The sequence below is a fragment of the Planctomycetaceae bacterium genome (genome assembly GCA_039680605.1).
Taxonomy (GTDB): Bacteria; Planctomycetota; Phycisphaerae; order SM23-33; family SM23-33; genus JAJFUU01.
Map to the genome: position 1 here is coordinate 209,921 of JBDKTA010000004.1, position 12,048 is coordinate 221,968.

Here is a 12,048-nt window from a genome sequence, read left to right on the forward strand (position 1 = left end):
CGCCGCAGACCCCGCTTGCGGCTTGGCGTCATTTTGTTCTATCGAGTATACGCCGCCCTTGCCGACAGGGCAACTCTCTGCGGCAGAGCGTGAGGCGACGTTCACCGCGGAGGTCGCGGCCGCCCGCCCGCAGGCTCTGTCCTCGCACATCGGCCTCTGGGGCACTAGAATAAGGGCATGGAATCCTCTGCCCAATCGACGCCCCCTCCGCGCACGCCTCTGGGCGACCATCGCCGCCAGTGGCGAAACTGCCTCTACGTCTACCCCGTGGTCTCGCGCCGCAGCCGCGGGCTGAGCATCGGCGTCAACCTCAACCGCGACAAGCGATGCAACTTCGGCTGCGTCTACTGCCAGGTCAATCGCCGCATCAAGCCCAAGCACGTCTCGACGAACCTCTCGATCCTCTACGACGAACTGTGCATGGTGCTCGAAGACGCCCTCACCGGCCGCATCTGGGACGACCGGCGATTCTCCTCCACGCCCCAGGAACTGCGGCGGGTCAACGACGTGGCCTTCAGCGGCAACGGCGAACCGACCTGCGTGCCGGACTTCCACAGCGCCGTCGCCACGGCCGCCCGGGCCCTGAGCGACGCTGTCCAGGAGTTTGACCCCGAGGCGGCCGGCACGATCAAACTCATCCTGCTGACCAACGCCACCGCCCTGACCAGCCCGCAGGTCCGCCGCGCCCTGCCGCACCTGGATAAGGCCGGCGGCGAAATCTGGGCGAAGCTCGACGCCGGCACCGAGGAACAATTCCAGCGCGTCAACCGCCCCGCCGAGGGACTGACGCTGGCCGGGATCATCGAGAACATCGTCGACGTCGCTCGCGACCGGGCCGTCGTCATCCAGAGCCTCTTCTCGCGCCTCGACGGACAGGCCCCCACCGAGCAGGAGATCGCCGCCTATTGCCAGCGCGTCGACGAGATCGTCGCCGCCGGCGGACAGATCAAAGCCATTCACGTGCACACCATCGCCCGCAAACCCGCCCGCCGCCGCGGCGCCGAACCCCTGACCAACGAAGAACTAGACGCCATCGCCCAGCAGATCCACGATTCCGTCAACGTGCCCATCGAAGTATTCTACGGAATTGTGAATCAGTTGTGAGTTGTGCGTGGTGAGTGGTGAGTTAACAACGGAACTAGCACACCCAGTTAGCGGCGGGGCTTGCCCCGCGCGTTGCTGATTGCCAAATCCTCTCAGATGGTGGAGAATCCGGTTCAGAACCTACGGGTAAGGCCATATGGACCCTTCACTAAAACAGATGCAGCGGTTACATGAAGATGCCTTTGTTTCCGCCTTCATCAAGAAGGAGAAGCGGGAACGATGGCGTTCTCTGCTCTGTAATCGCAAGAGACGGAGGGAACTGCTGGACCGCCTGAACCATCAGCCCGACTTGGACGCACAAGCCTGTCATAGCATCTCACCGGCAACACAAAGCGATGCTGGAATAGCAAGCTTCCTTCGCCAGAGGGGGGCACCAAAGGGTTGTTGGACCATTTCCAGCGACTCAGATATCGACGGCAAAATGATGGATTTGGATGAAGCGCTGGCGGGCGTTGTCGGGCAAGGCCGTGGCACTATCCTTTCTTGCGTTCCTGGCAAACTTGCTTTCTATGAGGGAGAAGGACCGAGCGACCGCTGCATCCTTGCTCGCTGATTGCAGCACCGCGCGCATGTCGCGGGCAACCTGTTCAAATTGACGTTCCATTCCCCGCCCCGCCGGAGGCATCACCTGCACCACAGCATCCAAACTCGTCTCGGCCGCTTCCATGCGGATCCCCTTTCCAAAATTTCTGACTCTGCGTTCTCCGCGATCTCGGCGGTGAAAATCCTCACCCGCTGATCTTCGCCCCCAGGGCGCCGGTGATTCGGTCGAAATCGTCCAGGCTGTAGTAGTCCACGACGATGCGGCCGGTGTTGGCGGCGCGGGCGGGTTTGATCTCGACCCGTGTACCCACGGCAGCGGTCAGTTGGCCTTCCAGGTCGGCGATGTAGGGCGGCTTGCTGGTGCTCTTGCGAGTCGAGGGCGTTTTGCCCGCCGGGACCATTCCGGCGATGATCTGCGAAACCATCGACTCTAACTGCCTTACAGACAACGACTTATGTAAACACAGCTTGGCCAGCTTGAGCTGCTGGACTTCCTTGCCCGCCAGGCCCGCCAGGGCTTTGGCGTGTCCGAAGCTCAGGTCGCCGCCCAGCAGGAGCGTCTGGATGGCGTCTGGCAGGTCGAGGATGCGCAGGTAGTTGGCCAGCGTCGCACGCGGCTGACCGAGCCGCTGGGAAGCCTGGGCCTGCGTGAGGTTGAAGCGGTCCAGGTAGTCGCGGTAGGCGGTGGCTTTCTCGACGGGGTTCAGGTCGGCCCGCTGGATGTTCTCGATCAGCGCCCACTCGAGCATCTGCTGGGGCGTGGCCGCGCGCACGATGCACGGCACGGCAGACATGCCGATCTTTCGCGCCGCCCGCAGCCGCCGCTCGCCGGCGATCAGCACGTACCCGCCCGCCCCGCCGCCGGGGCCTTCATGCACCGCCACGATGAGCGGCTGAAGGATCCCCTGCTCGGCGATGGAACCGGCCAGCTCAGCCAGGTCCGTCTCGTTGAACTCGCGGCGCGGCTGATACGGGTTGGGCGAGATCAGATCGACAGCGATGGAGACGGTCCCGCCGTCTGCCTGGCCGTGAGCTTCTCGGGCTGCGGCCATTTCCGTCCCGCGGCCGGCGTCGGTCGAGGCTGAAACAGGCGCCGTTCCGATTTCCGCCCCATGAGGGGACGCCACATCAGCGGCATATGCCCCCGCCGGTGCGGCCTGAAGGTTCTCTTGCGCCGCCGACACATCGGCCATGGCCGAGTTGGAGATCAAGCTGGCCAGACCGCGGCCGAGACGAGGCTTAACGGGCTTGGGAGATGACGACATATCGGACTCCTTTGCTTTGGAGCTGTCACAGGCCAGCTCAGCTTTCAGCTATCGGTTGCAGGCGGCGATGTTCCACGTGGAACAGTCACTTCGCAGCCGCCAAGCATAACGCTGTATCTCAGCAACGCAAGAAGAAACCAAACACCGACCGTATCTGCATCAGCGCCCACTTTCGCGTCGCACGGATAATCCGTTTCGCTCTCGTCCAGACGTTAGCGGCGGGGCTTGCCCCGCGCGTTTGCTTCCGCGACCTGCCCGCGCGTATCCCCGGAGTCGCGAGCACGTCGAGCATGTCGAGCGCTAACCCGGATATTTCACCGCGGAGATCGCAGAGGCCGCAGAGGTATTTTGAGCGAAAAGACTTACAGAAAACTAGCGAAGCGGGGCGCATGGACAGTCTGTTTTTCAGATTAACGACGGCGACGTTAGATGGTCTTGTTTTGAGCCATTTGCTTCTCTGCGTACTCTGCGATCTCTGCGGTTCATGCAGTTTTCGGGCTAATGGTTCCACGTGGAACAATACCGATAATTCACCAGCCCTGACCCTGCCGCACTTCGTCGCGCTTGCGCGGCGAGAGCTTGATCACCCGATCGACGCCGACCGATTCATTCTCCGGCAGGGGCGCCAGGCCCCTCTGCTCGCCCATCTCCTTGACGCTCTTCAGGGCCGCCAGCAGACTCGCCCCGTCCACCGCCGAGGCGTCGTCGCGGTAGTAATCAAACCAAGGCAGGTGTGCTCTGGCGTACTGCTTGGCCGTCGGCGGCGGCAGCGGCGGGCTGCTGGAGGTGATCGCACTCCAGACCATAGAGTTGACGATATGCACGAAGCACCGGCTGCCGGCCGCAAGGTCCCAGTCGCTCAGGTCGAACTCGTCCTCGTAGATCTCCTGCCGCATTTTGCCCCCCGCGGCCAGGCCCATCCCCGGCGATGGCGCACAAGCCAGACAATCCAAGCAGGCCTCAATCCTTGTACCGGGCTGGATCTTTGGAAAGCGCCGCTCGAAGACCTCCCGTTTCATCGGAAAGACCGCGATCTGCAACCCGCCCACGTCGGCCGAACCGGTCAGTTGCTCCTCGGCCGTGTACCCCTCGCCTAAGGGCATCGCGACGAACTGGCGGATGACGCCCTTGCTCACGCAGTAGCCGTCCAGCCACGGCTGACCAGGCACCACCGCGTAATCCTGAGGCCGCCGGTTGAGCCCCGGCGACCACGGCTGGCCGCTGACAGCGTTGATCTTGCCCGTGGCGATCTTGATCGCGCAGGGATAGGTGGCATCGCGATCGCCGATGTAGTTTGCCTGGAACATGATCCACATCGCTTCGGATTGATACATCGGCATCATCACCCCGCCGTGCTGACGCCAGGTGGGGGGCAGATTCTCGGCAAAATCGTCGACATGCCTCAGCGGAAACGCCCCCAGGCCCGGCGGCAGGGGGTACTCGCAGCCGTCGTCAGGAATGCGGAGCGTCCGCTGAAACTCTATACTAACTCCAGCATTATCAAATACTTGTGGAAACGAGAAGTGCAGAACATTGTCTTTCAGTTCGATCATGGCGATACCCCTTTCAGTTATCACCAATCCCCGTCGCGCACTTCGCGCACAATGCGCAGCACGGCGCGTTCGGGCATATTCTTCATCTGGCGGATCAGTTCGGCAAAGAGCGCCGGGCGCTTGCGGATGACGCTCTGCAGGTCGGAGGAAACCTTGCCGGCCATCGCCAGCATCACGTCGACATCCTCGCCCAAGGCCGCCGCCAGGCGGGCGATGGTAGCCTCCGACGGCGGGGCCTGCAGCCCGCGCTCGATCTTGCTCAAATACGACGGCTCGATGCCCACCCGCTTGGCCAGCGCCCGCACGGACAGATGATTGCGCGGCTCGGGTTGTCGATTGCGGGCCATCGTGCCCTTGCCGGCGCGAGCTTGCGACAGCCGCCCGCCGCGCAAGACCGCGCCAGAAGCCGCAGGCACCGCCTTCCCTGCCGCCGCGGCTCCCCGCGCCGCCACGACGATCGCCTCGCGCCGCTGCCTGAGATAATCTCCGAATGTCGAGGTTGTGCTCATGTGTGTAGTATATACTACACACTACACACCAGTCAAGCGGCGCCTCGAAGAAAATCTTCATTCTCATCAGGGGCGGTCTGGCGGAACCGGCAAGGGCCAGGCGGGCCAGGCGCGACCTATGGTTTGGCATTCAGCCAATGCTGCTCCTCTTCTGGCAGGGGGGAGATTCCACTGCGAGTCCGGCGGAACGAGGCGTGGCAGCTCGGGCACTTGTAGAAGGACCTGTATTCGCAGTGATGTTTACCGTCGCCATCGTCGAGCATCACCAGGGATGAATTGACCATCGCAAGTCCCCGCTTGCTGCAGGATGGGCACCGCAGCGGAAAATACTTGCGTGACAAAGCAATAACGGCGATGGCTATTCCATAGAGGATCGCCGGAGACAGCACGAGCAAGATGACAACGGCCCACTTCACGGTGGACATTCTATGGGGAAGGAGTGAGTCATTGCAAAGGCCGCCCTCAAGCCGCAAGCCGCAACCTCTGCAGCCTTTGGCGGCTCCCTATTGAGCCATGGGGCGGGAGAGCTTAGAATCGCTGTGTCTTCGTGCAATAGGGCCGCGGATTTCACAACTTTTTGGGGTCCAGTCATGACCATGGCCGACGACGCGACATACATCCAGGTCACCGGAGAAGCCAGCTATGCTGAAATGGCGCGGGAGTACGTCGCCGATCTGCAGCTCGGCGCCAAAGCCTCTCGGCACCAGCGGGCAGCCCAGTCCATCGCGCAACTGCACCAGTTGTGCCTGGCGACGCTGCTGGAGGCGGGGCTCGACAGGTCACAGATCGCCGACGGTCCCACCGAGGTCGGCCACGAGTATTCCAAGAAGATGATCGGCTCGCACCACCTGACGATCACGGTGGGAGATCCGGGCTTGCTCACGGCGGCATTGGCGGCGTTGGAGCCGCTGTTCGATCAGAAGAAGTGGACGCTTCAGGTGCAGATGCGCCAACCGATCTTCCAAAGTGCGCCCGAGGTCCGCGCCCAGGCGATCCGCGCCGCGCTGGCCGACGCGCGATCCAAGGCGGCTGTTCTGGCCGCCGAGGCGCCCGTCGCGCTGGGGGCGGTCGTACGGATCGAGGAAGGCGCCAAGGCCTTGCGCGCCTCGGGCGCGGCCGGCGATGAGGATTACTTCGGGGACCGGACACGGTACGCCGCTTCCATCGGCTCGCTGGGGGATTCCGGGCCGTTCGATGCCATGCCGGCCCCGGGGCGGACGATCTGGGTCCGCTACACCGTGCGGTTTTCTATCGCGCCACAGGGATGAGCGGGCCGGAAAGATGCACCTCGCAAAAGCCACAGGCCCGCCAGGAGCGAGACGGCACAGAGAGCCTGCAGGGCGGCGATGAGCCCCGGCGAGGCGAGGGGGCCGCTGCCGGCGAACCCCGATGCGGCAAATCCATCTCGATTCGAGCTGCCAGACCTGTCGCCGATCGCCAAAACACCAACATGCCAAAGCCGCTCCACCATGGGCTGCTTTCAGTCAGAAGATCGGAGGCGCGCCAGGTCCGCTTGCCGCGTATTCCTCATCCGCTTTCATCCGCGTTTGTCCCTGCTCATTCTCTTTCTTGAGCACGGCGGCGATGGGGCGTAGAATCGCCCGCGGCCGCAACGGTTTTTACACCCTAACGAGTTCGCGTTGTTCGCGTCGTTCGCGGCTATCAGAAGGCGAGGCGACTATGGCCCAGGAAACGCATGAGCTTAATTCGATCGACGACATCTGGCCGCTCCAGGCGGCGCTGAATAAACGGGCGGGGTTCGATACCGCGGCCTTAGGCGAGGCGCTCAAGGCTGTCGAGGCTGCGGGGCTGCTGCCTGCGGCGCCGGGCGAGGGTGGGGCGGGGGGAGCGGATGCACCGGCGGCCGATCCCAAGGCCACGGCCGCACTGCTGGCGGCGGGGCGGGCGCTGAAGTGTTACATCGACGCGCTGTCGGCCGAGTGCCACGAACTGCAGGAATGCCTCTCGTGGAAGCACTGGTATCGCGAGGCCAAGGAAGGACGGCAGTATCAGCTTCAGGACGTGCAGAACGCCCGCGTCGAGGCCACCGACATGCTGTTTTTCTGGATCAGCATCTGCCAGATCCTCGGCCTCGACGCCCAGGACGTGCTGCGCCTCTACGCCAAGAAGCTCAAGATCAACCACCGCCGCCAGGACGAATCCCGCAGCCAGGCCGAACACGGTACGCACGAGGACGAGAACCGCCAGGTGGTGTGAGGAATTTCACCGCCGAGGTCGCAGAGACCGCAGAGGTTGTGAGATCAAGAATGAGAAAGGGGACCCGACATGCGAAAACTTCCGGTTTTGATTCTCGGGATCAGTCTCTGTGGCTGTGGGGGCGCTGAGCCGGCCAAGCCAATCGCCGATCCCTTGGTCGTTGAGGCGCAAACGCATTTCACCTTCAAGGGCCGCTCGATTCCTCCCTTCTTCTTGACCGACTTTTGCGGCGGACCAGAAGCAGATGACTTTTGGACAAAAGGAGTGGGTATGCGCATCGGTACTGTCGCGGTAGAGGGGCTTTTCTATGACAACTGCGATGGCGCCTATAGTGGATGCAAAATCGCCAAAGGAGAGCTTATACGTTTTGAATTGCCCAATGAGGGCAACGGCGGGCCGCGTGGAAACGGATGGTTCGGATACAGGTTCCTGGGGACAACGCCTTCCGGCATCTCCGTCGTCGAATACGTAGGCAACACTGGCGGAAGCGGCACGGTCCCCGGAGTGATGTTCCTTCGATTCGAGATGGAAACCATCGGCTACCAGAGCGGCGGCAAGAAAGAGCGGTTGGTGATGCGATTCCTGGGAGAACAAAGCTGGGGCGACCGCGTCTACCGCGAGGTGAAACTCGTGGGCAACGAACTTCGCTTGGGACCTGAACGCACAAATATGCCCATGGCCGGACCATTAGATAGCGCACGAACGATCATGCTCGACTAGAGCCGGCTTGAGCGTACACAGGAGCGAGGCAAGACTATGGGCTCTTTGCAGCTAGCTCAGCCGCAAACAAAACTGGCACAGAGCTTTCTTTGCGCCAGCGGCAGGAACGTAAGCCCAGAGTCCGGGGGACGCCATAGAAGATATTTGACACATCGAGCCCCCGCGCGGTAGGATGCGGGCATTATGGCACGTATTGCACGAGTCGTGGTGCCCGGGGCCGCGCATCAGGTGACCCAGCGCGGCAATCGGGGGCAGAAAACCTTCTTCGGCGATCAGGACTATCAAGCGTACCTGGACTTGATGGCCCAGTGGTGCGCCCACCACGGCATGGAGATCCTGGCGTACTGCCTCATGCCCAACCACGCGCACCTGATTCTGCGCCCGCCCACCGAGGATGCCCTCTGCCGGGCCATCGGCGAGGCCCACCGCCGCTACACGCGGGCGGTTAACACCCGCAAGGGCTGGCGCGGACACCTCTGGCAGGACCGCTTCGCCTCGTTCGTGATGGACGAGCCCTACCTGCTGGCGGCCGCAAAGTGCATCGAACGCAGCCCCGTCAAGGCCCGCCTGGTCAAACGGGCGGAAGATTGGCCGTGGTCGAGTGCTGCCGCCCACGTCGACCGCCGCCGCAGTTCCATCGCCTCGGGCGACTGGTTGACGGACTCGACGGCCGACTGGGTATGCACGTGGCGACAGTACCTTGCCGAGGCGGACGAGGCGCCCGTTGCAGCCGCCATGCGCCGCAGCGAGAGTACCGGCCGACCGCTGGGCGATGCGGCGTTCATCGCAAAAGTGGAAAAGCTGCTGGGCCGCACCCTCGCCCGCCGCAAGCCCGGTCCCAAGCCGGGCACAAAACGCAAGCGCGCCGGATAAACCTGGCACCAATTCAAGTCCTGATTAACGCGTCCTTACCCGTATTGGGTGAGAATGCTTCCCTGTTGCCGATAGAATCGGATAGAATCAGTAATAGAGAGCGGCCCGCCATGAAGCAGTTTGATAGAATAACGTCTGATCCAGCCATAATGAACGGGCAGCCGTGCATCAAGGGCACACGTCTGACGGTCAAGCGCGTGCTCCTGATCCTGGCACAATATGGCGACCGCCAGGAACTGCACAAGGATTACCCCCAGCTTCAGGATGAGGACATCCAGCAGGCGCTGGCCTATGCGGCGGCATATCTGGACGACGAGATCACCGAATTCCGGACCGCCACATGAAACTGATCCTTGACGAAGGGTTGCCTGTGGCTGCGGCGGAGGCTCTGCGCAGGTTTGGTATCAGTGCCACGCACGTGCTCGACATCGGGCTTGGCGGGGCGCGCGATGCGGTAATCCTGGCCGAAGCGCTTAAGGATAATGCCTGTCTTGTCACGCGGGACGCCGACTTCCACCAGATTCTCGCAGCCACACAGGCTTCAGGCCCTTCTGTAATTCGAATTCGCATTGAGAAACTGAACGCGGCCGAGTTGGCAGTGGTGATCGCCAATGCAGCGCGATATTTGAATGAAGAGGTTCGAGACAACGCCGCGGTCAGCGTGGGAACAAGCCATCTTCGCGTTCGCAGATTGCCCCTTAAATAAGCATATTGCGACAATTTCCTGGCGGTCGCCACGTCGAATGTAGTTGTGGCCCAAAAAGTTGGGCGCGACGATCTAAGGCAGCGGCAGCGTTGGGCTCTGCGGAGATGCAGTGCGTTTCTTGCCGGGCTTTCTTTCGCCCAGCTTTTTGCCCTGGGCGGTGGGGGGGGCGGAGGCTTTGGGGTCGGCCGGGCCGTTGAGCGGGTCGCCGGGTGAGACGGCGGACAGGCGCGACTGGATCTGGGCGGCGTAGTTTTCGGACAGTTCGAAGCCGATGAACTTGCGGGCGAGCTTCTTGGCCGTCACCAGCGTTGTACCGCTGCCGCCGAAGGGGTCCAGCACCAACTCGCCCTCGTTGGAGCAGGCCTTGATGATGCGGCCCAGGAGCTGTTCGGGCATCTGGCAGCCGTGCCAGCCGGCCCGCTCCTTGAACGTCCCGCACACGCGCGGGAAATACCACGTGTCTTCCTCGGGCTCGAAGCCGCCGCTCATGTCCTGCGGCCGCAGGATCCACGTGTCGTCAGGCAGGCGGCCCTTGGCGTCGGCCCGGACGTCGGCGTAGACGAGCTGGCGGGCCGAGGGCACGCGGATGGCGTCGGTGTTGAACGTAAAGGTCTTGCGGTCTTTCACAAAGTGGAACAGGTGCGTGTGGCTGCGGCTGAACTTGGCCTTGCAGTTGACCCCGAAGGTGTAGTACCAGATCACCCAGCTCCGGCACGTCAGCCCCAGCTCGCGCTGGAAGATGAGTTTCAGTTCGGCTGCGAAGTCATCGCCGATGGCCAACCAGAACGTGCCGGTGGGCTTGAGCGCCCGCACAACGGCCGCGCCCCACTGGCGCGTCCAGTTGAGATACTCGTCTGCCGCAAGCTTGTCTTCGTAGGCGTCGTAGTCGTAGCCGATGTTGAAGGGCGGATCGGCAAAGGCCAGGTCCACCGAGCCTTCGGCCATGGCGTTCATGCCGGCAATGCAGTCTTGATTGTAAAGCCGATTGGGCTCCATGGCGCTCAATATGACTTGCAGCGCCGTGGGTGTAAAGGGGTTTGTGCGGCGATGCGGGGGAGAACGGGAGGTCGCGATGCTGAGATGGGCAAATGATGGTCGCTTGCAGCTTGGCATTGCGACAACTGCCAAGCCGCAAGCGGCCCATCGCCCCGCGTGTGCTGCCTTCCCTCCGCGACGCGGGATTACTTCACTGTAACGGTGTCGCTGGCGGCGAACTCATCGCCGTCGTCATAGAGACCCGTCAGGGTTACGCTCGCCTGTCCGCGTTGCAGCGCCAGGTCTGCCAGGGCGAACCGGGCGACGAGGTGCCCGAGGTTATCGACGCCGATGCCCGAGGCGGGCACGCCGTTGAGGGCGACCGTGTCGGCGTCTACTTCGGTGGCGGGAATATTCGTGTGTACGGTGAGGGAGTCGACCTTGGCCAGAACGACCGTTTGGGGCGAGGCCATGATGGCCTCCTGCTCGTCGCCGGCGAGGGCTCCGTTGCCCATAACCGCGGCGGCACAGCCGAGGACACCAATCATCAGCGCTGGCAAGAATAACCTGTTCATCATGTGTCTCCTTTGCCTCAGGGCGTTATTCGGCCGCCCGCGAACATCGCGGGCCTGCACGTGAACATTCTCTGGCCTGGCCCGGTTCGCGACAATCAGGGTTAACCCGCGATCAGGGTAAACCCCCACCCATTCCCGCTGTGCGGAGGGGTAGTCGTCCCCGATAATGAATGCAGCATCACACACAGACGGTGTAATTGGATGGGTGGCCACACAAACCAACCGCTCCGCCGGCGATGTCGCTCCGCGACCGCTTTCACGTTGCTGGAGGCAGTCGTCGTGGTCGTGATCGTGGCCGTCGCGCTGGTGGTCCTCCTGCCGTCGCTTTCGATGGTGCGCCAGGCGGCGGTGCGTTCGACGTGCCAGGCGAGCCTGCACGCGGTGGGAACTGCCGCGGCGGCGCATTCGGTCAGCTACAACTTTTCGCTGCCGCCGTATCACGCCGACGGGGCCATCGCCTTCGACACGTTCCGCATGCGTCTCGACAGCGGCGAGTACGTCAATCTCGGGGCGCTGCTCAATCAGGTACACAGCCCCCAGACGTTCTACTGCCCCGGCCAGGACGCCGATACCTCGGCCAGCATCGCCTATGATTCGCCGGAGAATCGCTGGCACGAGGGCGGCGCGGCTGGCGGTGGGGAGAAACGCGGCGCTGGTACGGCGGCCGCGTCTGGACCGGCGCCTCGCCCGGGGCTGAACTCTTCCTACACCGCGCGGTTTGTCGACCCGGGCGAGCCCCAGACTCCGCGGTGGACCGTCCCGAACTACATGAACAAGGTGATCTACTCAGATTTCATCGGCGTGGACGACTGGCCCGCGCGCGGACGCTTTCAGAAGCGCCTGTGTAGTCCGCACCAGCGACGCGGGTATAATCGGCTTTTCGGCGACGGCTCGGTGCTGTGGACCGGCGCCGACCCCGTTAACGCCCAGCGGCCGGTCACCGGCAACGAGCCGACGGCCGAGGAACTCTCGCAATACTGGCTGCTGTTGGACGTGCTTCGTTAACAG

General features: G+C 63.0%; 15 protein-coding genes. 8 read left to right on the forward strand and 7 right to left on the reverse strand.

What is annotated here, in order from left to right; all coding sequences use genetic code 11:
• Positions 1-177: 177 nt before the first annotated feature.
• Positions 178-1,104 carry a radical SAM protein gene (locus ABFD92_01140; protein MEN6503118.1) on the forward strand — a complete coding sequence of 309 codons (927 nt, stop codon included), beginning with the start codon at positions 178-180 and terminating at the stop codon, positions 1,102-1,104.
• Between the two features lie 403 nt (positions 1,105-1,507).
• Here the strand turns inward: ABFD92_01140 and ABFD92_01145 are convergent, their stop codons facing one another.
• From ABFD92_01145 to ABFD92_01165, 5 genes are all read right to left on the reverse strand, one after another.
• On the reverse strand, positions 1,508-1,771 hold the full coding sequence (locus ABFD92_01145) for a hypothetical protein (protein MEN6503119.1): 264 nt from the start codon (positions 1,769-1,771) through the stop codon (positions 1,508-1,510).
• Between the two features lie 61 nt (positions 1,772-1,832).
• Entirely contained in the window at positions 1,833-2,912 is a 1,080-nt protein-coding gene (locus ABFD92_01150) for a ParB/RepB/Spo0J family partition protein (GenBank protein ID MEN6503120.1), read from the reverse strand.
• Positions 2,913-3,442: 530 nt separating this feature from the next.
• Positions 3,443-4,465, reverse strand: a complete 1,023-nt coding sequence (locus tag ABFD92_01155) for a hypothetical protein (GenBank protein MEN6503121.1) — start codon at positions 4,463-4,465, stop codon at positions 3,443-3,445.
• Between the two features lie 20 nt (positions 4,466-4,485).
• On the reverse strand, positions 4,486-4,974 hold the full coding sequence (locus ABFD92_01160; protein MEN6503122.1) for a helix-turn-helix transcriptional regulator: 489 nt from the start codon (positions 4,972-4,974) through the stop codon (positions 4,486-4,488).
• A 116-nt stretch (positions 4,975-5,090) separates the two neighbouring features.
• A complete protein-coding gene (locus ABFD92_01165; GenBank protein MEN6503123.1) occupies positions 5,091-5,390 on the reverse strand; it encodes a hypothetical protein in 300 nt (99 codons plus the stop codon).
• A 174-nt stretch (positions 5,391-5,564) separates the two neighbouring features.
• On the opposite strand from ABFD92_01165, the gene ABFD92_01170 reads away from it, so the two are divergent.
• The 6 genes from ABFD92_01170 to ABFD92_01195 all read left to right on the forward strand — a co-directional run bounded on the left by ABFD92_01170 (position 5,565) and on the right by ABFD92_01195 (position 9,490).
• Positions 5,565-6,242: an SIMPL domain-containing protein gene (locus tag ABFD92_01170; protein MEN6503124.1), complete on the forward strand. Its 678-nt coding sequence runs from the start codon at positions 5,565-5,567 to the stop codon at positions 6,240-6,242.
• A gap of 412 nt (positions 6,243-6,654) precedes the next feature.
• The gene (locus ABFD92_01175) at positions 6,655-7,191 is read left to right on the forward strand and encodes a hypothetical protein (protein ID MEN6503125.1); all 537 of its coding nucleotides are present in this window, start codon (positions 6,655-6,657) and stop codon (positions 7,189-7,191) included.
• A gap of 69 nt (positions 7,192-7,260) precedes the next feature.
• Positions 7,261-7,911: a hypothetical protein gene (locus ABFD92_01180; GenBank protein MEN6503126.1), complete on the forward strand. Its 651-nt coding sequence runs from the start codon at positions 7,261-7,263 to the stop codon at positions 7,909-7,911.
• A 183-nt stretch (positions 7,912-8,094) separates the two neighbouring features.
• Positions 8,095-8,784, forward strand: coding sequence for a transposase (locus tag ABFD92_01185; GenBank protein MEN6503127.1), 690 nt, complete (start codon positions 8,095-8,097; stop codon positions 8,782-8,784).
• 149 nt (positions 8,785-8,933) lie between these two features.
• Complete coding sequence (locus tag ABFD92_01190) at positions 8,934-9,128, forward strand: DUF433 domain-containing protein (GenBank protein MEN6503128.1); 195 nt, start codon at positions 8,934-8,936, stop codon at positions 9,126-9,128.
• On the forward strand, positions 9,125-9,490 hold the full coding sequence (locus tag ABFD92_01195) for a DUF5615 family PIN-like protein (GenBank protein MEN6503129.1): 366 nt from the start codon (positions 9,125-9,127) through the stop codon (positions 9,488-9,490). The genes ABFD92_01190 and ABFD92_01195 overlap by 4 nt, the downstream gene beginning before the upstream one ends.
• Positions 9,491-9,562: 72 nt before the next feature.
• Here ABFD92_01195 and ABFD92_01200 read toward each other — a convergent pair whose 3' ends face one another.
• Together ABFD92_01200 and ABFD92_01205 are read right to left on the reverse strand one after the other, a co-directional pair.
• Complete coding sequence (locus ABFD92_01200) at positions 9,563-10,444, reverse strand: site-specific DNA-methyltransferase (protein MEN6503130.1); 882 nt, start codon at positions 10,442-10,444, stop codon at positions 9,563-9,565.
• A gap of 227 nt (positions 10,445-10,671) precedes the next feature.
• Positions 10,672-11,040: a hypothetical protein gene (locus ABFD92_01205; protein ID MEN6503131.1), complete on the reverse strand. Its 369-nt coding sequence runs from the start codon at positions 11,038-11,040 to the stop codon at positions 10,672-10,674.
• 279 nt (positions 11,041-11,319) lie between these two features.
• Here ABFD92_01205 and ABFD92_01210 point away from each other — a divergent pair, with 279 nt between their 5' ends.
• Positions 11,320-12,045, forward strand: a complete 726-nt coding sequence (locus ABFD92_01210; GenBank protein ID MEN6503132.1) for a hypothetical protein — start codon at positions 11,320-11,322, stop codon at positions 12,043-12,045.
• Positions 12,046-12,048 lie beyond the last annotated feature (3 nt).

What these genes read in the sequence shown, in the direction of transcription:
- ABFD92_01140 (MEN6503118.1), top strand. Translation starts at nt 178, where the DNA reads ATGGAATCCTCTGCCCAATCGACGCCCCCTCCGCGCACGCCTCTGGGC.
- ABFD92_01145 (MEN6503119.1), bottom strand. Translation starts at nt 1,771, where the DNA reads ATGGAAGCGGCCGAGACGAGTTTGGATGCTGTGGTGCAGGTGATGCCT.
- ABFD92_01150 (MEN6503120.1), bottom strand. Translation starts at nt 2,912, where the DNA reads ATGTCGTCATCTCCCAAGCCCGTTAAGCCTCGTCTCGGCCGCGGTCTG.
- ABFD92_01155 (MEN6503121.1), bottom strand. Translation starts at nt 4,465, where the DNA reads ATGATCGAACTGAAAGACAATGTTCTGCACTTCTCGTTTCCACAAGTA.
- ABFD92_01160 (MEN6503122.1), bottom strand. Translation starts at nt 4,974, where the DNA reads ATGAGCACAACCTCGACATTCGGAGATTATCTCAGGCAGCGGCGCGAG.
- ABFD92_01170 (MEN6503124.1), top strand. Translation starts at nt 5,565, where the DNA reads ATGACCATGGCCGACGACGCGACATACATCCAGGTCACCGGAGAAGCC.
- ABFD92_01175 (MEN6503125.1), top strand. Translation starts at nt 6,655, where the DNA reads ATGGCCCAGGAAACGCATGAGCTTAATTCGATCGACGACATCTGGCCG.
- ABFD92_01180 (MEN6503126.1), top strand. Translation starts at nt 7,261, where the DNA reads ATGCGAAAACTTCCGGTTTTGATTCTCGGGATCAGTCTCTGTGGCTGT.
- ABFD92_01185 (MEN6503127.1), top strand. Translation starts at nt 8,095, where the DNA reads ATGGCACGTATTGCACGAGTCGTGGTGCCCGGGGCCGCGCATCAGGTG.
- ABFD92_01190 (MEN6503128.1), top strand. Translation starts at nt 8,934, where the DNA reads ATGAACGGGCAGCCGTGCATCAAGGGCACACGTCTGACGGTCAAGCGC.
- ABFD92_01195 (MEN6503129.1), top strand. Translation starts at nt 9,125, where the DNA reads ATGAAACTGATCCTTGACGAAGGGTTGCCTGTGGCTGCGGCGGAGGCT.
- ABFD92_01200 (MEN6503130.1), bottom strand. Translation starts at nt 10,444, where the DNA reads ATGAACGCCATGGCCGAAGGCTCGGTGGACCTGGCCTTTGCCGATCCG.
- ABFD92_01205 (MEN6503131.1), bottom strand. Translation starts at nt 11,040, where the DNA reads ATGAACAGGTTATTCTTGCCAGCGCTGATGATTGGTGTCCTCGGCTGT.